The organism is Streptococcus suis, assembly GCF_016743335.1.
GTDB classification, from domain to species: Bacteria; Bacillota; Bacilli; order Lactobacillales; family Streptococcaceae; genus Streptococcus; species Streptococcus suis_Y.
Genome location: NZ_WCJE01000002.1, coordinates 133,265 through 155,163 on the forward strand (window position 1 = coordinate 133,265; position 21,899 = coordinate 155,163).

Below are 21,899 nucleotides of genomic sequence, written 5' to 3' on the forward strand. Positions count from 1 at the left end.
TCCTCCTACCACTTTTTAAAGCGGATATAGTGATAAATATAGCAGCCAATCATGAATGGCACACCAAAGTAAAGACCAGCACGCTGCGAAGGATCCCAACCTATTCCGATGATAGAAATAACTAGCAAAATGACAGTAATCCATGGCAAGGTCGGTGAGAAGGGCGTCTTGTATTCCAATTCATCTTCACTGTGAGTTTTCAAAAATTCACGACGGAAACCGATTTGTGCCAATGGAATGGCCAACCAAGCAATCACAACCGCAAAACCAGCAATGGAAACCAGAGCAAGGAAGATGGTATCTTCAGCATAAATTGACGCAATCAAGGCGATAACAACACCAATCATGGACAAGATCATGCCACGCATTGGAACACCGTACTTGTTGATTTTAACCAATTCCTTACTAATCATGCCTTCATTGGCCAAAGACCAAAGCATACGACTTGAAGCGTAAAGTCCTGAAGTTGAGGCTGATAAGATAGCTGTCAAAATTATGAAGTTCATAATATCAGCAGCGTAAGGAAAACCAATTTTGTCTAAGACAAGTACAAACGGTGCTTCAGTTACACCTGCTTCTGACATAGGAAGTAGGGCTGCCAAGACTACAATGGTCAAGACGAAGAAGATAACCAAAAGACCAATTGTTGATTTAATAGCTTGCGGTACAGCTTTTTGGGGATTATCTGTCTCCCCTGCCGCAATTCCGATCATTTCTACACCTGAAAAGGCATAGTTAACCGACAGCATAACTGAAATCAACCCAACTAAGCCGTTAGGAAGTAAGCCTTGTGCTGTAATATTAGTAAAGAGCGGCGCAGCATTGGTTCCCTCAAATGGCAAAATACCAAAAATAGCCAAAGTCCCAAGCACGATAAAGGCTGCAATGGCATAGACCTTGATAGACGAGAGTGCATCCTCCGCCTTGGCAAACCAACCAACAGAAAGGGTATTTAGCCCAAAGACAATAACTGCAAAAATCGTCGCAAAAATCCAAATCGGCACACTAGGAAACCAGCGCTGCATGAGCTGGGCTGCTCCGACGAACTGAGAAGCTAGAGCGACTACCCAACAAAGCCAATACATCCAGGCCACCATGAAACCAGTACCTGGACTGATAAACTTGGTCGCATAAGTATGGAAAGATCCAGTCACCGGCATTGCAACCGACAATTCACCCAAAGAGAACATGACCAAGTAAACCATGACAGTTCCGAAAAGATAAGCCGCAACAGCTCCAAAAGGTCCTGCCTGTGCAATGGTATAGCCTGAACTTAAGAACAAACCTGTCCCGATAACCCCACCGATGGACAACATCTGCAAGTGGCGACTGTTCATCTCTCGATTAAAAGTACCCTGATTTTCAAAATTATGATTTTCCATAAACTCTCCTAAATACTAGTGATTTATTTATGATAACACAGTTTTTCAGAAAATCGTTATACCGTTTTCAATACAAGTGTTATAGTTATCAGTTATAGCAAAATCCCCGCTATCACAGGACAGCGGGGATTACTTGTCTTACAAACTCTTCAACATATTATCAATATGCTGGATAGATTTTTCACGGCCGAGCAGGTAGATGGTATTTGGCAACTCTGGTCCGTGCATTTCGCCTGAAACGGCGATACGGATTGGCATGAAGAGGTTTTTGCCCTTGATGCCAGTTTCTTTTTGGACTGCCTTGATTTGTGGGAAGATATTATCTGGTTGGAAATCTTCGTCAGTCATGGCTTCCAATTTTTCCTTGAGAGCATTGAGGACCGTTGGGACGGTTTCACCCGCCATGACCTCTTTTTCTTCGTCCGTCAATTCTGGGAAATCAGAGAAGAAAAGGTCTGTCAACGGAACGATTTCGTCCACAGAAGACATTTGTGGTTTGTAAAGTTCCACCAATTTTTCTGCCTTGTCTGTCAAGCGACCCGCTTCTTCCAAGAATGGCTTGGCAAGGTTGAAAATGGTCTCCAAATCAGCTTTTTTGATGTACTCATTGCCCATCCAAGCCAACTTTTTCGGATCAAAGGAAGCTGGTGACTTGCTGAGGCGTTTTTCGTCAAAGAGTTGGATAATCTCGTCTTTGGAGAAGATTTCTTCCTCGCCACCCGGTGTCCAACCCAAAAGCGTGATAAAGTTGAAAACAGCTTCTGGCAGGTAGCCTTTTTTGCGGTAATCTTCGATAAAGGCCAGAGTATTGGTGTCACGTTTGGACAACTTTTTACCCGTAGCAGAGTTGATAATCAAGGTCATGTGGGCAAATTCTGGTGCTTCCCAACCAAGTGCTTCATAGACCATCAATTGCTTCGGTGTATTGGCAATGTGATCGTCCCCACGGATAACGTGCGAGATTTCCATGAGATGATCGTCCACCACCACGGCAAAGTTATAGGTTGGATAGCCGTCACGTTTCTGGATAACCCAGTCGCCACCGATGTTGCCACCTTCGAACTCGATTTCGCCCTTAACCATGTCATTCCACTTGTAGATACCTGTTTCATTGACGGCCAATCGAACAGTTGGGACAATGCCAGCCGCCTCACGCTCTGCCATGTAGGCCGCTTTTTCATCTTCAGACATGCCTAGGTATTCATTGATGTAGCGAGGAGTTTCACCCGCAGCTTCCTGGCGCTCACGCTCCGCTACCAACTCTTCTTCTGTCACGTAAGACTTGTAAGCCTTGCCTGAAGCCAAAAGCTCATCCACGTAGGTTTGGTAAATGTCCAAACGTTCAGACTGACGGTATTGCTCATGAGTTTCTGGACTCTCATCCCAGTCAATTCCCAACCAACGCAGGTTTTCAAGCTGAGAACGCTCACCGTCTTCCACATGGCGTTTGCGGTCTGTGTCTTCGATACGAATAAGGAAAGTACCGCCGTGATGACGGGCAAAAAGATAGTTAAACAATGCTGTACGAGCATTTCCGATATGCAACAGTCCCGTTGGACTTGGTGCGTAACGCACACGAATTGGTTTAGTCATGTTTCTCTCCTGTAAAATTTTCATACTCAATGAAAATCGAAATCAGACTAGGCGATGCAGACGAAGATAGAACTGAAGTTCATCAAGTCAAGTCAACGACGTCTGAATTTGATTTTCGAAGAGTAGCAATCAAGAACATTATAGCATAGATAAGCATAAGAAGATAGAAAAAATCAGCCTAGATAGACTGATTTTGAGGTGTTTTTTGGTTGCGTGCCAGCCAGTAGAGGACATAAAGGACCAAGAAGCCAGCAGCCGCTAGGAAAAATCCGCTAATCTGATCGACTGTTAGCACCAAGACCAATCCCGAAACCAATAGTCGAGTAAAGGCTTGACCTAGCATAAAATAGGTTGATACCGCTCCGCCAATGGTCGCCAACTGCTCCTCTGGCATAGAATTGACAAACTTAGCGTTAAACTTAGGTCCACTAGCTCCAGAACTAATTCCCATTGTAGTAAGGAAGAAGAAAATAATTGGCAGTTGATGTAGTAGCATTCCGACAAACACGCCAAGAAGAGAGAAAGTGGCTGCCACTTCCAGCGTCACCATGCTGGTCTTTTTGAAGAGGCTAAAGACCAAGGTCGAGCCCAGAATATGTCCAACAAAGAAAATCAAAATGGTCAGGGCAAGAGTTGTTTCAACATTGAGGAAGACGAGGCTCGGGTCTTCGCTAATCAAGAGGACCAGAATAGGATAGAGAATAGCACCACAAGCATTGATAATCGGACTGGTAATCAGGACCAGACGGAACTCGGGAATCTTGCGCAGCTCCACGACCGCTTGCTTGAAAGAAGCCAAAATCCCTGGCCCCTTGGGTCCCTGCTCGGGCTGGCTCGGCTGCTCTGCTATTTTCAAAGGCTGCTCCGTCAGGAGTTTGCGAAAGGCTGGCGTCAGTAGCTGCATGATGAGAAGGGCTGCCAAAAAGGTGCCGGCGTTGAAAAAGGCCAGATTTTGATAGGACAGCAGACCAACCAAGATGGCAGAGAGGGCCTGAAAGGCGATGTTGAGGAGGCTGGTCACGGTTTGGCGAAAGGCTGAGTACTGTTCCCGCTCTTCCTTGGGCGCTACGCGCAATCCCAGAGGTGCATAGAGCCCGTTTTCATAGAAGCCAGCGAAGTCTGCAAATACATTGAAGCTAGCAGCCACTACGACAATCCAGAGGGCTGGCTCAAAGCCCATGCAGAAACCGAGGATGAGGTAGAGGGCCACACGAAAGAGGAGAGTCAACTTAATCGTGCTGATTTTGTTGACCGTCTTGTCTGCCAGATAGCCTGTAAAGAGGCCCATAAAGCTAGGGAAGATTTCCGAGAAGGTCACGATTGCCAGCGCCAGACGGCTGTTGGGCACCAGCAAAACATAATTCATCAGGGCCAGATAATAGACCACATCACCAAAATTGGACAGCATATCCGCAGTCAGTACCCATAGATAAGTAGCATTTTTCAAAATCTTTTTCATGATAATTCCTTTCTTCTGTACAATTTCCAGAATATTCCGACTTTTTATTCTGCAGAGGAGCCTGGATAGACTACTCTCTGTTCACTCTAGGTGTAATAGATATTCAGAGTAGAGAAGGCCATATCTCCTGTGATACGCAGCATCTTTTCCCCCATACCAGTTGCATAGTTATTGACAGCAGACATGGAACTATCTAGCTCCACGACCGCCTGCCAATTTGTCGGCAGATAAAGATCAACTGACGCGAAGGCCGCATCGATATGAAATTCAGCCCTATCTCCCAGAATAATCGCCTGATCAAAGTAAACCATACTAGAGCCAAAGGCCACTTCCACACTATCATGGAGAAAATTATCATCATGAATGTAGCGAGTTGAAGAGCCAAAAGCCGTTTCCCGTCCCTTATCGCCAATGACACCTGTACTGGTTATTTGCTTCTTCTTTGGCTTGAACAGCAACTGCAAACCTGCACAGGCTAGACCAGCACCCACAATCAAGGTCCAAGTGTCGATATCCACCCAGTCAAAGTGATTGTTAAGAGCGATAAAGAGCCAGGTCCCCAGTACAAAACTAAAAATCAGCTGTTTCTTGATGATTGCCTTTATCAGAAAGTAGCCCAGACCCACCAACCAGACCAATTTCCAGAGCGAAATATCCATATCTGGCAGATAATCTTGAAACAGGACCAAGCCTGCCAAGACCAGCAGAGCAATTCCTAAACCATTTTTTTTCATCTTCCTACCTCACTTCTTGTAACTTTTCTTTTAATAAATGGTAATAATGCCGCGACACATGGACTTCCTTATGGGTTTTGTAAAAGGAAATCCGACTGGTGCCTGAGAAGGACTTATCCAGCGAATAGATCGCCTTGCTATTGGCAATCGTTGACTTGGAAACCCGACAAAAATAAAACGGCAAGTACTCCTCCAACTCATAAAGTTTCATCTTCACTTCGTAAGCATCGTCGCCTGTATGAGCAAAAATCTTGGTCCCATCCGTTTCGAAGAAGAGCACCTGACTCAAGGATAGGAAATATTCACTCGTTCCTTTGTAAAAGACAAGTGAGGGGCGACTTATCTGTTGCAAGGCCTGTTGAATCTGTTCAATTTCCGGTCCCAACTGACTGGTTCGAATAAGAACTTCAACCTGATCCAAGCTATCATCAAATTCAATCCTAACTTTCATAGCTCCCTCCTTTTTGATAGCTCTATTATACCAGTTCAGCTCCCAATTACAAGGGCATTTCAGTAAGTGGTAAAAAAGGGTGGGTAAGTGGTAAACATTCATCATTAAAAGTCGCTAGAATTCAAGTATCTATTTCTCCATCTTTTCAGAGACAGTTCACCTCTAACAGATTACTTTTTATACTCAATGAAAATCAAAAACAAACTAGCTCCAAAGGTTTGAGGAACCTTTGGAGCTTGGAGATAGAGCGAACGTAGTTCGTTTCTACTTACGCAGATAGAACCCTGTTACTATTTTGTTTCAAGGTAACAGGCTGGGAGTGGGAAAGAACTCGACCAAGATAAAAAGAGTTCGTCTTCCCACCCCCGCACAGCTCAAACTGTCTGGGAGACAGTTTGAGGTTGGAGATGAAGCGAACTCTGTTCGCATCAGTCGTAATGGCCAGATTTGAAGTGCAAAACACGAATTGCTGAGATTTGCTTCGCAAATCCTATCTCCAACCTTTAACAGTCCACTGGACTGTTAAACCCAATCAACCACTGCGCTGAGATGTTTCCACGAACTCTGAGTAGTGGTCCTGGGCTTTTTGCCCAGCCCCACTCATCAAATCAAGTCAACAACATCTGATTTTGATTTTCGAAGAGTATTAGTCAATAAGGTGACAAAACGATAAAGAATATAGCATAATAAGAGCCAGCCAAATATCGTTATATAAAAGACGAAGCTGAATGAGTGTTGTTGGTACTGCTTCATTTCTTCTTGACTTGTCTGTTTTGATTGAGCATCTCCCTCAGCTACATCCGGCTGACGATAGGCGTTAACCAACAAGCGATAGTCAAAAGGAGGAACTAACGGATCACACGTCAACAGCGTTAACATATCTTGATTTTCAACAGGCAATAATTTTTGCCAATCGGTCGCCTTTATCACTTCTGTATTTTTAACCAAATATGTCAGTGTTGTCCCACCGATTTCAATAAAAATCTTATCTCCTTCTTTTAGCTCCGTTAAACGGAAAAAACGAAGATCTGTATACCAACTACGATGACCTGCAATGACACTTCGGTGCCCCATACCACCAACAGGTAAATCTGTTCCAATAATAGAAGCCACCCCATCATTTAAATGCTGGCTAGTCGCTCCGATATAAATTGGCTGGCGAATTTCAATACTTGGAATGCTTAGATAACCAATCACACCGTCTTCCAAATTAGGAACAACAACAGAATGACTATCCGAACTATTCTTTTCTGCAAAAGGGTCAATTGTTGGGATATCTCCGCTATTGATTTGTTCTTCATAAGTATCAATTGCCGCTTTTTGCTCTGCTGAGAATGATGTTGAACGACTTTGGTAGGACTGATAGTGTCGATAAGTTTGAAACTCATGCACAGACATATTTGTCAGTAAGATTAATGGCATTAATAAACCAATCAGCATGAGAATGTAGCCTATTTTTTTCATGTTCCTCCTCTCACCTTCTGCTGCTTTCTCTTACGTCGAAGGTACAAAACCCCAAAAATCAACAGCATCAGCAGGAAAGCAACTAAATAGGAAAGACTCAACATATCTAAAAAGAATATCGGCTTTTGCTTAGCTGCAACTTTCGGCTCATAAGGAACACGATGCCCACGCACTAATAAACGATGGCTGTTAATCATATACGGAGTACAGGTCAATAAGGTCGCGTAATCTTCTCCGGATTGAACCATGACCGGGTCGAAGTCACTCGGTTCAACAATCAAAATCTGATCCACCTCATAGGCTAAGGTTTCTGCTATATTGTGGATATAGAATTGATCACCAATTTTTAAGCGATCGAGATTGGTAAACAAGGAGGCATTCGGTAAACCACGATGGGCTGAAATGACTGTATGAGTACTTTCTCCCCCAACCGGCAATGACGACCCCTCTAAATGTCCAGCTCCTTTTTGTAATACATCTTCGGTTGTCCCAGCATAAATGGGAATCTGCTCATTTATTTTTGGGATTTCCACAAAACCAATTTTTTCCTTCACCTCAAGCATGCGTGCATATTCTGCAATCCCAGCCTTTTCCTCTTCTGAGTATGGATCTTGCATTTTGCTTGGATCCAAGGTCTGATTATACGCCCGCGCCTTCTCTAATCGCTTGGAAACTTCTTCGCTCGGGAGCTGTTGTGCTTGCTCATAAAAAGATTCTACTTCACGGTCTGACTCATATCGATAATAAAATTGAGAAATCAACGGATATACCGTAATAAGCAAACCAAAGACAAATATCAGTTTTAAAAGTATGGATTGTTTGGACAATCCTTTTTTATGCTGTATACGCTTCTTCACCACTCTTCACCTGTTTCTTCTTTTTCCGCCTTTTTGTAAATAGGAAAATTAATAAAATGATAATCAACATTCCTAATGCATACAAAAGATAGCGAATAAGAATACGCATTTCAGCATTTTCAACTGTTTTACGATAATCTTCAGCAACATAAGGAACACGATGCCCACGCACTAATAAACGATGCGTGTTTACCATATAAGGTGTACAAGTTAATAACGTTGCATAATCCTGTCCAGGCTTTACCAAAAGCTCTTCAAACTGTGTCGGTTCCACAACTAAAATCTGATCCACCTCATAGGCCAAGGTTTCTGAAATATTGTGGATATAAAAAGTATCCCCAATCTCAACCTTGGTCAAATCTGTGAACAAACGCGCCTTTGGCAAACCGGTATGAGCTGTCAAGACTGTATGGGTATCACTTCCCCCGACCGGCAAAGATGTCCCTTCCAGATGCCCAACTCCCTTTTGCAAAACTGACTCGGCTGTTCCAGCATAAATCGGAATCTTGGCATCAATTTTAGGAATTTCAACATAGCCCATTTTCTCATGCAATTCCAACATCCTCGCATACTCTGCCCGCCCAGCTTCGTGACGTGACTTAGTATAAGGATCTTCAGCAATGATATTGTTTAAACTCTCGTTGAAAGCATGAGCTAAATCAATTCGCTCTTGAACCTCTTTAGGTGTTAAATTCTTCTTCTCCTGATCGAAAGACTCTGTCAACTGACCAGCTTCATAGCGATAATAAAAATTTGATACATGAGGATAGAGTAAAATCCCCATCCCAATCAGAAAAACCAAGTAAAAAGGAAGGTTACTCTTCTTTTTTTTCTTTTTAGTTTTACCTGATTTCTTTTGGTTTACAACCTGATTTTCTTTTTTCTTCATCATTTTTCCATTATATTCTATAGTATTGCAGAGTTGAACATTTCTCCAAATATCCTCTATTATACCACAATCCGATTCTCAAACAGAAAAATCCCATCGCCACAGATTCAACCTGACAATGAGATTTTTCCTTTATTCGTAGTCTGTCAAACATTATCGTTTCGTATAGGTTACCAAACGATAGCCTAGCAAGAAGAGAATAATGCCTAGCGATAAAACCGCTATGACCACCGCATTCCCTGTATATGGGATTTCAATACCGGGAGGTGTGACGGGTTTGTTCTTGATTTTAACAATTTCAGACACATGTGAATCCGAAGTAATTTCAAAAGGAATCGTATCTTGGGCTAGAATATAGCCTGCAGGAGCCTTGACCTCTTTCAGATAATAAGTACCATAGGGAAGAGGTCCTACAACAAACTGACCGTTTGCTCCAGAAGTAACATGATAGGGAAAGCCGTCGACTATCACTTCCTTCAATTCTCCGTTCACTTCCTCAAGAACTACAAACTCTGCACCAGATAAGGGGGCAGTACTTGTAGATACCTTTAGAAATGGCTTACTTCCTTTTTCTTTGCTAGGCCTTCTTACCTTAGCCTCAATCCGCGCAACACTGCCGTCAACTTTCATCAAGAATGGGACAACCTCGAGACTCGTAAGAGTTCCCACTTGTCGGACATAATACCAACCTTTCGTCAAGCCCTGAAAAGTGGCCTGACCTTCTGAAGTAAGGACTTGCGAGGAAATCGGCTCTCCGTAGAGTTGGTTCAACTCGGACCGACTTTTTTGATATAAAGTATCTGCCAACCGTTCAGAAGAGGCTGGCTCTTCTGCAGCGATATACCAAGCCTCCAAGCCTGTCGAAACTTGACTGGCATCTATTCCATCAGGAAGCGGAATATGAACCTGAACATCAAAGGAATCTTGTGCTTGAAGTGAAAGCGAGGGCAGTGACAATACACAAATAATAGCTATGAAACAACATACTAGCTGTCTGATTCGTCTCATCTGTCCCTCCTTTTCAACGGATATTATGCCTCTTCAGATTGGCGTTTTTTCATAGCGATGAATGCAAATACCATCACACTCAAACCAACAACTGTGAAGACAAGGGTACCAATACCACCAGTTTGTGGGATGGTTACTTTTTTGTTGTTTACACGTGTGTGGCCATCAATTGCAGTCTCTGAATTATCTGTCCAAGTACCAAGACCTACTTGAAATTCAATTGGTGAAGTAAGAAGTGCGTATCCATCTGGAGCTTTTGTTTCGACAAGTTGGTAAGTACCAGCATTAAGACCTTTTACTTCAAAATGACCATCTGTTGATGATACAAATGTGAAGGCAGCTGATTGACTTGAAACCCAAGTCCATTGCATGTTCATCGCTTCATAAGCAACGTCGCGAGCCGCTTTTTTAGTCTCAATTTCATTTTGAGGTTTCTTTTCATTCACAGCTGCTACATAAGCATCTTCTGCATTTTGATAAGCAGACATTTGAGCTGTTCGAGTTGTTTCATCTTTCAACGCAAGGAATTCACCGGCTGCATTTTTTACAACGAATTTTGCACCAACAAGTTTTGTTGCAGCTGATTTATCAACATTATCATCAGTCTTCACAAAACGTTTACCATAAGTGATAACTTTTGGCTCTTCTGGCTCAAGTGGATCTGGGTTAGGGTTTTTCTTGTTTTCTACATTGATAGTACCAGTAGCACCATTTGTGTAGTTAGGAAGTGAACCTGGAACGCTAGTTTCCTCGATGACGATGTATTCTTTAGTATCGTCAAGACCTGTTAATTTACCTGATGTAGTACCTGCTTGGAGTGTGATTGCACCCACACGTACACCAGTTTCTTTTTCATACACACCGAATACAACGTCTTTTTGAGTTGTTCCTTCACCCCAAGTTTTTTCAACTTTGATTTCACCATTTACCGGTGTTGTTGATTTTGGTTCTGAGAAGTCGCTTGGACGGTTACCATAAATCAATTTAACTTTGTTAGGGATCTCTGTATCAACAGCAGCAGAATCATTCAATGTTGCTTTGTAGGTCAAAGTGAAGTTTACATCACCTGCTTTAGCAGCAGTTTCCAATTTAGCAAGACCGTCATTTGTCAATTTAACAGTAAAGCCACGTTTTGTTTCAACCAAGCTGTAGTCAGTATCAGTTAAGCTTACTTGATCTGAAGAGATAACCAATGAACCAGTCTTGAAGTCAAGACCTGCAACCATGGTATCTTCCCAAGCAAATGTTTTGTAGGCTGCATCTTTTGGAACAGTTGTTGTGATTTTATAGTCAATATCGTCTCCGATATTCACACCTTTTGTATCCGTGGTATCGTCACCAAAAGTTTTTGTGATTTCAGGTTTATCTTCAGTGTTCTTTGGATAAACGTTCAAAGCATCCGTAGTATTGAAGTAGCCAGTACCGTCAACTTTAGCTTGTGGTAATTCAAGTTTGAATGGTACAGCTTTCATACCAGTCAACTCTTTATCTTGGTTGTAATATGGTGAGTTTTCTTTGTCTTCAACGAAGATGTAAGTTCCCTCAGGAAGAGTGAATTCTGCACCATTTTCTGTTGTTGGAACACCAGTATTATATTTTTGAACAAGCTGATAGTTATCAGTATCGCCAGAAATACCAAGGTCAGCACCTGTCTTTGTACCTGTAGCTGCTGGTACTTTTTCCCATACTTTAAAGTTTACTCCAGCAACTTCTTTTGCAGATCCACCGAAATAATCTGTCAAGTTATCAATTGTATTACCATTGTATTTGGTAAAATCTTCACTATATGTAAAGCTGTTAAAGTCTGTTTCGTTCATAACGATTTTGTGAACGATGACTTTTGTATCTTGAGTAGCTGCATGAGCTACTGGAACAAGATTTACCAGCGTGCCAAACACTGTCAATAGCGTGGCAAACACTGAAAATAATTTCGTCATTTTTTTCATGAATGTTCTCCTATTTTTAATCTTTTGTGCATTAGGTATTATATAAGGTTTTTCCGACGTAACTCAACGGCTAAAGCTACTAACATCATCACCCCCCCTAATGCAATATAAGGAATAATCCCTACACCACCCGTTTTCGGATATTCTCCTTTGCGGAGGTTTTTCACAATAATCAGGTGAGGATCCGTATTGTCTAGACTGATGAGGTCACCTCCATCTTGGATAGTGATGGCTCCATCTGCGCCTATATCAATATGGATTTCTTTTTCAATCTTTTGATAGCCGTCTGGTGCTACCGTCTCTTTCAAAATGTACGATTTCCCTACTGGCAAATTGTCAAAGAGAACTTCATCTCCTGTTGTCGTTGTTGTCTTAACAACTGCTGTCGCTTGTGCATTCCCACTTTCTTTCAATTCAAATGTCGCTTCTAGACGCTGATCTGAATCACGATACGAGCGTTTTGCCAACTTGAACTGAGAGGTTGTTCGGGTATTTTTCATAGTAAAGACGACAAGACGATTCGTATCTGCTCGAGACAATGATACCGTCTCGTCTGGATTATGAAGAAGGATAGAGCCATCGTGGTTAATCTGGAAGCGGTATTCCTTCTGATTGAGGAGATAACCGGAAGGAGCCTGGTCTTCTTTTAGGATATAATAGCCAGGCTCAAGATTCGTCTGATAGATACCAGCACTTGTCACACCTTGAGCCAATGCCGTATCCCCTTTTGTCCAGTTAACATCTGTCTTATAGATTGAGAATTGAGCATTATCAAGGAGAGTCGCCTCATTTGTACTATCCACTTTTTTGATTTGGAAGTTAAAAGTACGAATGTTTTTGGCAACCATGACAAGCGTATCCCCCTGCCCTGTCTCAACGGATACAAGAGCCTGATCTGCATCAAGGAGCGTCAAGCGTCCGTCCTCCCCAATCCGAAGGCGCGTATCTCTGATTTTTGTGTAACCTGATGGAGCTTGTGTCTCTCTAAGGACGTATTCTCCAGGTGGGATATTTGGAAAATCAATTGTGTTATCCAAGTGAGAGTAGCTACCACCCACAAGGGCTGTCATACGACCGTTGATGAGCACTTGCACCATATTGCTACCATCTTCGTTTGGTCCCTCAGATGGATAGAGAGCAAATCGAGCACCAGATACTCCGTTAGTTGGATTATCATAGTCTCGCTTCTTAATCTTCAAGAGATAGGTCTTCACATTGTTCTTCAGTGTGATTGAAATGACTTTATCATCAGAAAGTGGCGCGACAGCAATAAGGTCGTCGGCATTTTCTACTGTTGTAGTCCCATCCGTAGCGATAATTAGTTTGTACTTGGTTCCATTTGTCTGGAAGCCTGCTGGGGACTGGGTTTCTTGTAGATAGTAGGTACCCGGTGTCAAGGCTGGAATCTCTACTTCCCCAGTCGTTCCTGTCACCAAGTCACTTCCAACCTGCGTGCGTCCATCCTCGCCATAGAGTTTGAAGGTTGCATTTGCAAGTCTGCGGTTCTCATCCCTGCTATCAACCTTGATAATCTTCAGTTTCGGTTTGAAGATGTTGGTGAGTTTGAGATTTATCCGTCCATCTTTTGTATTGATTTCGGCATTGGTCGGTGCGCCGTCTGCTAACCGAACTTGACCATCTGCTCCAACGATAATATCAAACGGTTGAAGCAATTCGTAACCAGCTGGTGCAGACAACTCACTAATCGTATACGTTCCCTGAGGAAGTTTAAAGACAGCGTTGCCAACGTCATTGGATTGGGTCCACCACGTCAAGGCTTTGTTTGCGGTATCAATCGTTGCTTGATAATGTTGGATATGCCAATTATCATCGCTAAATAGCGGAGCTGGTCCATTATTTTTTGCCTTGATTTGCAGCTGAACTCCTGCCAAATTGATCGTCGGATCTAGATTGCTAACCTTTTCGATACTGAAATCTGTAAACGGTCTGTTCTTAACGACAAGTTCTATCTCGTTATTGGCATTCACAGCTTGACTTTCCAACAAGTCTTGTGGTCCTTCCACAATCGTAATTTGTCCATCTAGACTGATGGTCAATTTGATTTTCTGGATCGGATTGTAGCCTGTTGGGGCTGTGACCTCTTTGAGGACGTAAGTGCCAGGGCGCAAATTGCGGAAAGTAAGGCTGTTACCTGTCTGCGTGGTATTGCCTTGGTCTAACTTAGTAGACTCATTCTCATTGTAGAGTTCGAAACGGGCATCAAGTCCTGTATTTGGATTTGCAAGGTCTCGTTTCTTGATAAGCAAATTGTAGGTGAGTAATTCGTTTTTCACGAAGATTTTCAATACATTTGCAGTAGCGGTGTCAATCGTAACCTTATCTGTTGAATCAACGAGGGTGAAGCGGCTCACTGTCTTCATCTGACTTCCGCTGTGTGTCTCCTGTGCAGTTGTCAAGTCTAGTAAGACTGGACCAGCTAAAGCACGATAACCAGTTGGCGGTGCGACTTCGACAAGGGCATAGCGTCCCAGTACCTTGGCTTGTAAAGCCTGACTTGCTTGACCATTTGTCAATGTAAAGGTTTGGACGAGATTGCTTTCTTGAATGGCTGCTGCAGCGTTCGCAGTTGTCGTCGCATCATCCACCTTATAGAGTTTGAAGGTCACAGACTGGTTAATCCGAGCGTTACTCATATCCCGTTTTTCCACTTGAATCTGTGGATGCTGGATATTGCCAATTGGATATTGACCAGTTGATAATGCGCCAACGGTTTCTGTAGCTTGAGCTGAGACGGTCAATTCGCGAACGACGTACCATTTGTTGACGACTTGGTCTTCATTTCTCACACGAATGTAGCGAGCCACTATGTCCGTGTCCAACTCAACCAATTCATTGGCTGTATAAGTGGACAGTGGGAAATAGGTGCGTCCGTCTATTGAGTACTCAAGTGTGAAGCGGTTGAATCTATCCAGCGGATTGTTCTGATTGCCTTGCAAGTAGTGAATGCGGCGGACACGTTTCACACCTTGTAGGTCAACCCCTAGATAGGCTCCAGCAGGAATGTTGTTTCCTTGCCCGTTGAAGTTTGAGTAGGTAACTGCTGTCGTGTCATTACCATCAATCGCATTTCCATCTTGTCCAGACTGGATATTCGATAAGTCGCCTGACTTGATGAGGGTTGCACCTGCGACACGTTCGCTCGGAGCTGCGTTCGCTACTTTATAGAGAGAAACTCCTGAGCGACTCACAGATACCTTATAGGTAATCGGCTCGGCCATATAGCCTGCTGGTGGCGCTGTCTCGACAAGGGTATAAGAACCGTAGGTCAGGTTACTAAAGACGAAGTCTGTATTCGCAGCTTGTGTGACAGTCACTGGTCGGAAACTTGTGTCGTTGTCTTTTGACAGCGTAAAGGTCATGTTTCCTGTAATGAGACTAGCTAAGCTTTCCAGACCCTTGATACGTTTGGAAATGCGAAGGGTTTTCTTACTGTCGTTTTTCACCGTGAGCTCAAGCGTATTGCCACTTGATGCACCAACTTGTAGAAGCTCCGTATCTCCTGACAGGATTTGTAATTGACCCGCCTGCGTGATTTCAAGTCGAACTGGTTCTACTTGGATGTAGCCTGATGGCGGTGTTACTTCTTTCAAGACATAGATACCTGGCTGCAGATTGCGGAAAGTGAGGCTATTTCCTGTCTGCGTGGTATTGCCTTGGTCTAACTTAGTAGACTCATTCTCATTGTAGAGTTCGAAGCGGGCGTTGAGTCCAGAATCGGTTGTCAAGTCTTTCTTGACAATTTTAAGGTTATAGCTTTTCAGTGTATTTTTCACTTTTATACTAATAGCATTTGCAAGAACCCCAGCAACACCAGGCAAATCTGCTATGCTGACCGAATTGGTTGAACTTAAAACTCTAAAACGTGTCACAGCTTTCTGTTGCGTCAACGCATAAGCTTGCGTTGTTTCGTATAACTCTAGCAACACTGGACCATCCAAACCATCATAACCTTCTGGTGCCTGAGTTTCCACAAGAACATACTTTCCAAGAGCGGTCGCAGTTAACCTAGTCATGTCACTTTGACCTGTAAAGGTCAAGGTTTGCACAAGATTGCTATCATCAAGAGTAACACTCGATACAGTATCAGCTGTTGTATTGTCGTCAACTTTATAGAGCTTGAAGGTGACAGGTTTTGAGATTTGGTTGTTATTACTATCTACTTTCTCAATTTTGAACTCTGGATTCTCGATGTTCCCAATTTTAATAATATTGGCTGTATCATTACTTCCACCTGCTTCAATCGTTTGGGTAGCATCTCGGACACTTACTTGTAATTCACGAATTCCCAACCATCTATTTGTTCCTGTCTGTAGATTTCGTACACGAATGTATCGTGCATAGACATCTACCGATTGAGTAAGGTCAAGCGTTGTGAAGTCACCGAGTGATTGGTAGGTGATGCCATCTGATGAATACTCAAGGGTATAGCTATCCATCTTGTCACGGTCACTACCGTCTGTGGCATTTTTACCTTGGGCAAAGAGAATCTGAGTCACACGTTGAACCGAACCTAGATCTACTCCCCACCATTGACCTTCATTCAATGTCGAGTTCGACAGTCGATATAATGCTCCAGTTGTCAGATTACCGTCTAGCGCCTTATCTTCTGTACTAGAACCGTGGGTTGTGGTAGCTGCAATTTCAGCTGACTTTATGACACGTAATCCAGTCGCAAGGTGACTACTAGTATCTGAATTAGGGTAGAAGCGCACGCTACCATCTCTATCGACCTGTATCGTGTAAGTTTCTGTCGATTTGATATAGCCTGATGGTGCTTGAGTTTCTGTCAGAGTATAGACCCCAGGCTGAAGGTTTTCAAAGATAAAATCTTGGCTTGCAGCCTGCTGTTTGACGATGGTGACGTTTGGATCATCATTCTTGGTCAACGTAAAGGTCATTTGCCCAGTGATAAGATTGGTCAAATCACTAATCCCCTTGATACGTTTACTAACTTTGAATCTGCCAAGTGGGTAGTTCTTTACTTTTATTGTAATCGTATCTGGTGAGCTCGTTGTCACATCAATACCTTCAAGATAATCACTAGACACTTCTACTACACCATCTGCCCGAATGGTAAATGGTACCAAACCTGATAAGCCGATATAACCAGACGGAGTTGTTTCTTCTTTGATGTAGTAAGTTCCAGGAGCAAAGTTTTTAGGGAAACTTACTTCTCCATTGGTAAAGTTTGAAATTTGTCCATCAATGACATTCCCTTGGCTATCGGTGATACCGATGCGGGTCTGCACTGTTACTTTTTGTCCAGTCAGTGCATCGACTTTCTGCACTTTAACCTTATAAGTTGGAGGGCGGTTAGTGATTTGACTGCCTCCTGATGCAAAGGTAATCGCACCTGTGTCAGAAACGGTGAATCGAGCGGCAGCTGTGGTTAGCTTCCTATAACCTGATGGCGCGCTGGTTTCCCAGAGTTCATAGGTTGTCCCACCTTGCAGGTGATCTACTCGAAGTTTCCCTTGTGCATTTGAGGTCAACCCTGTCAACACACGTTTGTAGCCTGTTTGGGTCATCTGACGAAGTTCAAACACTGCATCAGCGAGTGGCTGACCTTGCTCGTTTACCTTGGTAAACTCGGTACTGAAGTCCTCATCCACAACATTGATGCTAAAGTTACCGTTGACAACTTCGATGGCTCCTGTCTGAGTATTGGCAGTATCTGTTAACTTACGTATTTTCAGCTCTCCATTCTCTTCATAGACTTCAATATCTATTGGAGAAATTGTTTTATAGCCTGCTGGAGCTTTTGTCTCTGTCAAGGTATAGGTCCCTTTTGTAAGATCAGAGAAAATGAACTGACTCGCAGGAATCACATCACCTATGGTAATGTCATAATTGCCACCATTTTTGCTCTTAAGTCTGAAGACCGCACCTTTTAGTGGCTGACTTTCACCAAGCTCAAACTTATTGATTTGTAGTGTAGTTGGCTTGGTGTTGACAACTTCTGTTGGACTATTGGCATCGTATTTTTTACCATCAATGGTAATGTTTTGACTATTGGTAACAACAATCGTGTGTTCTGTCGGGTCTAAGATATAGCCAGGTGGCGCACTTATTTCTTTAAAAGTGTAGGTTCCAGCTAAGAGTTCTGAGAAGGTAAACTCACCATTGGCATTGCTTCGTACCGTTTGATACGGCTTTTTATTGGCGTCGTAAAGGGTAAATGCCGCTCCTTCGAGAGCTTTCTTTTGACCATTTTCGATACTAACTTTTTTCAGTTTTAAACTATACCAGTCTGTCGGATAGGCACCACCACGTGCTGTCGTCTCGGCGGCACGGCGATAAATCTTCTGCGCCCCTCCAACACCACTATAAAGCGCTTTTTGAGCACCATTATAGTAGTAACCTCCATTGGTCGCAGCACCTTTTCTCATCTTGATACGAGCAACCAATGCTTTATTCTGAAGGTTCTCATAGTAAAACTCAAGCGTATAGTTAGAAGTAAAGCCGTCAAACGATGGATTAGATGTATTCTCTTGCTTAATGTAGACTGCTACACCATACGTTGTCCCTGGTATGTAATAGTGATACTGAGTATGTCCGTTTTTACTAGATGTCCCTTTAAAAGTCATCTTCACCGGATTCGTGTAGGAAGCTGCGGCAGTCGCATCTGCAATGTAAAACTCAATATCCGTCCCCACACTCTGGTCAGTATTTCCATAGGTATACAAACTCATCTGTGGATGAATCAAATCCCAAAAATTGTTTGATCTCGTACCTAAATAATCACCGCCTGTGTTATACATCAGGTCCCAAATGATGTAATCTTCCCCTTGTTCATACTCGTATTTGTTCACCCCATCAAACTCATGGAGATCCCCTTGACTAGAGCCATTATTTGTGGCATTGAGTGTCCCAGTCGTGCTAATCGTTTTATTGTCATAGGAGAACGATGCCCCCGTATAACTTCCTGTAAAGTTCAGTTGTTTTGTAAGAATTGTTGATTTAGTATTTTCCCATTCATACCACTTTGGAAGGACGGGGTCAACACCTGTCAGATAAGGACCTCTAAAGGAAGTGTCATTATTTTTTTGAATGATGTTACTTGGTTGACTTCCGATGGTATACCAACCGCTATATTCTGAAACAGAGTAAGCGTTCTTTGTCAAGACAAACTTGAGTTCTCTATCTTTTGTATGATAGACCTTCGCAATCTCTCGACCGTTATTATCATAGACTGGTGTCCACTCTTGATTTGGATTGGCTGGGTGATCTAGTTTCAATTCCTCTGGAATTTGAACTGTAAAGCTGTCCCCTTCCTGAGCATACGGCGGGATTTTGAAACCAAGTTTCAAAGACCCACTGAATCCACCCCAAACCGTACTACCACTTTGGTACTTAATATAGTTAATATCAACTGGTTCAACAGAGGTAATTCCGTAGTTGGTAGGAGTTCCAGGAGGACCTGGAAGTGTCGATGAAGACTCGTCTTTTTTGTTATTGAAAAGGTAGGTCAAGCTTTCGAGGTCAAAGGTAGCCGATGCCAGAATGTAGCCAGTAGGTACGGTTTCATTGACTTCATAGTGAATCCGCTTCTTCATCGCTGTCGCACCTGTCCCTGAGAATTTAGGAACATCATTTACCGTAATGGTCGCCTGACCTGCAGACAATGTTTTGGTTTGGTTGACAGTACCACCAGTGATAGTGAAGCTTGTATTTACTGGTGTTGCTCCGTTTACCCAATTTTTCTGGATTTTTATATCACCTTTCAGTGCTTCTAGTTGTGCTCCTGAAATAGTATGGTTAAGTTTCTCGTTTATAACATTCGTTACTGTCTTAACCAGAGCGATAGCACCTGCTGGTACATTGCTAACCGTAATCTGATTCCCAATCGGAATGACCGTTTCAGCTCTAGTTTCAGTATAGGTTCCATTGCTTGGTTCATAGATGTAAACTTTGTATTCATGGACAGCTTGTGAGCTATCTAAAGCAACGTCGAATGTAAACGTTTGTGAATCTGTAGTATCATTTAACTGCGAACTAGTCCATTCGATGACTCTATCATTGCCATCACGATACTTACCAATGGTACGGTTGACGTTCGATGCATTGACAGTCTCGACTTTTAAATCACCCAACACTCCACCATCTTCTTGAGCTGGAAGTGTAATGGTATCTGCTGTTGATAAGGTACGCGTTTCAGCTTGACTTAAGGTAACTGACGTACCATTATAGGTAAGTTTACTTCCTTTTGGAGCGTTAACCGTTACTTCGGAACGATAATCCAAACTATAGTTATCACTTGGAATCACTACAGGAGTTTCAATCGTATAGACATAAGTCCCATTTTCAACCGGTAAGTTATCTGTTGCCGATTTGAAATTGTCGGAACTTCCAAAGTAGGTCGTATTGGTTGTTATCGGAGTGCCATTTTTTGTGACCGAGGTAATTCGTGGTTCTCCTAGGCCTGAGTCCGTTGTGGTGGAGAAGGCATTTCTAATAGAGGTGATATTGCTATTGGCGCCTCCTACCGTAGTCGTATACTCCCAGATGATTTTTGTGGTATTAGTAGCTGAGTCAACTACTACCTCCTTTTTCTCTAAGACTCCATCTTGGGAATAACTTTGATAGACCCCTGGAATAGAAATTGTGATGGGCTTGAAGATGTACTTGAAGATAGACTCTTCACGTGTATAGGTAGTTGTTGTTCCATCTGGGTTTGTAACAGTTGTTGTAGTCGAATAAGAAGCTGCTTCTGTGACAGCTCTCCTGCTTCGAGAAGAACGGCTAATACCACCATTCTGTCGTTCCGATGCATTCTTTTCAGTATTGGTAACACGAATCGTCCTGGTTGTTTCTGCCTCTGTCAGTTCCACCGTTTCAATCTGTTCAGCGATTGTATAATCTGAATTGGAAGTGAGTTGCTTTATCGTGTAAGACCCCAGTGCGATATTTTCAAAGGTCACATTTCCGTTTAAGTCCGTCTTCCCTTTCATCGTTTGCTCTGGATGAGCGACCGATGAGATCTCAAACTCACTTTCGGTCAAGGGCACCTGAGGGTCAGGGTTATTCTCTTCATAGGCTCTCAGCTGAATAGTAATACTGCCGGGACCTCTAGGAATCACAGTTGAGGCATTTATTTCCGTCGTCTCTTGGTTGGTAAATACAGATTGATTTTCTTTGAGAATGGTCAGGTAATGCTCGTTGGTCATTGCGACCATTTCCCCAGTCTGAACCTCGGAAACCTTTTTGAAAATAAAGACATGCTCCTCAAATCGCTTACTACTGTCACTTGGGTCTGTAATTAAAGCAACAGAGCGATTGGCATTCGGTTTGATTCTTAAAGAATAGTACCCTTCACCATACACAGGCAACTGTTCTAATCCTTTCGCAAGGGAATCTTCAGTTTCTGTAGTAGCTTTTCTGTCATCTTCATTATAAGTCTCATCTCGGTAGAAACCTTCAGGAAGTATGTCCTGTCCTTGGTCATTTTGACCCAAAGCCAGACCGCTTTGCAGAATCAAGGTTAATCCTTGCTCATCTATTACTCCTTCCGCAACTTTAAGTTTAACAGCTAATTGTTCGGAATTCGTTTGTTCCTTATCAATGGTGAGCGATAACTTAGTGGTATCCTCTTGATAAGATTTTAAGTATGTATCGCGTATCATTGCTTCTTCCGAAGTCGTTTCTGATAAGGCGATAGCTGTTGTCGTTATAGAGTCTATGACTAACAAAGCAAGTAGAAACTTGCTTACTACTTTTACCCACGATTTCAACTTATTTCTCTCTCCTCGTAAAAATAGAAAAAAATTACCCCCCCCCTTAAATATTTAAGGAGGGGTAATTTCCTTATTCAGTTTACCAGTATAACATACCTATTTAGGAAGTTCAAGCCAAATTTCTGAAAGTACACGCCATACGCATAAAAAATTTCAGTAAATTCTCAAAGCAGTCTAACACCAAAACTGGAAATTAGACTGAGACAAAAAAATAAGGTAGAACTTACTATGGGACAAGTTGGTAACTAATAAGAGCACCTCTATAAACTCCAAAAATTGCAAATTTGGAGTTACGAAAGCCTTGTTAAATCAACATTTTAAATTTTATAGTCATTTGAATTAACTTTGATACATCGTCACA

At 42.7% G+C, this 21,899-nt stretch carries 11 protein-coding genes; all 11 read right to left on the bottom strand.

Going from position 1 to position 21,899, the window contains the following annotated elements; translation table 11 throughout:
- Positions 1 to 5: 5 nt before the first annotated feature.
- Positions 6 to 1,382: an amino acid permease gene (locus F9856_RS01635; RefSeq protein ID WP_202105510.1), complete on the bottom strand. Its 1,377-nt coding sequence runs from the start codon at positions 1,380 to 1,382 to the stop codon at positions 6 to 8.
- A gap of 138 nt (positions 1,383 to 1,520) precedes the next feature.
- A complete protein-coding gene (gene gltX, locus F9856_RS01640) occupies positions 1,521 to 2,975 on the bottom strand; it encodes a glutamate--tRNA ligase (protein WP_202105511.1) in 1,455 nt (484 codons plus the stop codon).
- Positions 2,976 to 3,153: 178 nt separating this feature from the next.
- Positions 3,154 to 4,434, bottom strand: coding sequence for an MFS transporter (locus F9856_RS01645; protein ID WP_202105512.1), 1,281 nt, complete (start codon positions 4,432 to 4,434; stop codon positions 3,154 to 3,156).
- Positions 4,435 to 4,520: 86 nt separating this feature from the next.
- On the bottom strand, positions 4,521 to 5,168 hold the full coding sequence (locus tag F9856_RS01650; RefSeq protein WP_202105513.1) for a hypothetical protein: 648 nt from the start codon (positions 5,166 to 5,168) through the stop codon (positions 4,521 to 4,523).
- 4 nt (positions 5,169 to 5,172) lie between these two features.
- Positions 5,173 to 5,619, bottom strand: coding sequence for a LytTR family DNA-binding domain-containing protein (locus tag F9856_RS01655; protein WP_202105514.1), 447 nt, complete (start codon positions 5,617 to 5,619; stop codon positions 5,173 to 5,175).
- A 603-nt stretch (positions 5,620 to 6,222) separates the two neighbouring features.
- On the bottom strand, positions 6,223 to 7,083 hold the full coding sequence (locus F9856_RS01660; protein WP_032510669.1) for a class C sortase: 861 nt from the start codon (positions 7,081 to 7,083) through the stop codon (positions 6,223 to 6,225).
- Positions 7,080 to 7,940, bottom strand: coding sequence for a class C sortase (locus F9856_RS01665; protein ID WP_202105515.1), 861 nt, complete (start codon positions 7,938 to 7,940; stop codon positions 7,080 to 7,082). The genes F9856_RS01660 and F9856_RS01665 overlap by 4 nt, the downstream gene beginning before the upstream one ends.
- Positions 7,918 to 8,829 (bottom strand): class C sortase, encoded by a 912-nt coding sequence (locus F9856_RS01670; RefSeq protein WP_202105516.1) that lies wholly within the window; start codon positions 8,827 to 8,829, stop codon positions 7,918 to 7,920. The genes F9856_RS01665 and F9856_RS01670 overlap by 23 nt, the downstream gene beginning before the upstream one ends.
- Positions 8,830 to 8,982: 153 nt before the next feature.
- Positions 8,983 to 9,837, bottom strand: a complete 855-nt coding sequence (locus tag F9856_RS01675) for an MSCRAMM family protein (RefSeq protein WP_172056536.1) — start codon at positions 9,835 to 9,837, stop codon at positions 8,983 to 8,985.
- A 23-nt stretch (positions 9,838 to 9,860) separates the two neighbouring features.
- Complete coding sequence (locus F9856_RS01680; protein WP_202105517.1) at positions 9,861 to 11,783, bottom strand: isopeptide-forming domain-containing fimbrial protein; 1,923 nt, start codon at positions 11,781 to 11,783, stop codon at positions 9,861 to 9,863.
- Between the two features lie 38 nt (positions 11,784 to 11,821).
- Positions 11,822 to 21,535, bottom strand: coding sequence for a SpaA isopeptide-forming pilin-related protein (locus tag F9856_RS12105; RefSeq protein ID WP_236659519.1), 9,714 nt, complete (start codon positions 21,533 to 21,535; stop codon positions 11,822 to 11,824).
- Positions 21,536 to 21,899: the final 364 nt, after the last annotated feature.

Excerpts from the sequence above, each read along its gene's own strand:
- F9856_RS01635 (WP_202105510.1), bottom strand. The coding sequence starts at position 1,382 with ATGGAAAATCATAATTTTGAAAATCAGGGTACTTTTAATCGAGAGATG.
- gltX (WP_202105511.1), bottom strand. The coding sequence starts at position 2,975 with ATGACTAAACCAATTCGTGTGCGTTACGCACCAAGTCCAACGGGACTG.
- F9856_RS01645 (WP_202105512.1), bottom strand. The coding sequence starts at position 4,434 with ATGAAAAAGATTTTGAAAAATGCTACTTATCTATGGGTACTGACTGCG.
- F9856_RS01650 (WP_202105513.1), bottom strand. The coding sequence starts at position 5,168 with ATGAAAAAAAATGGTTTAGGAATTGCTCTGCTGGTCTTGGCAGGCTTG.
- F9856_RS01655 (WP_202105514.1), bottom strand. The coding sequence starts at position 5,619 with ATGAAAGTTAGGATTGAATTTGATGATAGCTTGGATCAGGTTGAAGTT.
- F9856_RS01660 (WP_032510669.1), bottom strand. The coding sequence starts at position 7,083 with ATGAAAAAAATAGGCTACATTCTCATGCTGATTGGTTTATTAATGCCA.
- F9856_RS01670 (WP_202105516.1), bottom strand. The coding sequence starts at position 8,829 with ATGAAGAAAAAAGAAAATCAGGTTGTAAACCAAAAGAAATCAGGTAAA.
- F9856_RS01675 (WP_172056536.1), bottom strand. The coding sequence starts at position 9,837 with ATGAGACGAATCAGACAGCTAGTATGTTGTTTCATAGCTATTATTTGT.
- F9856_RS01680 (WP_202105517.1), bottom strand. The coding sequence starts at position 11,783 with ATGAAAAAAATGACGAAATTATTTTCAGTGTTTGCCACGCTATTGACA.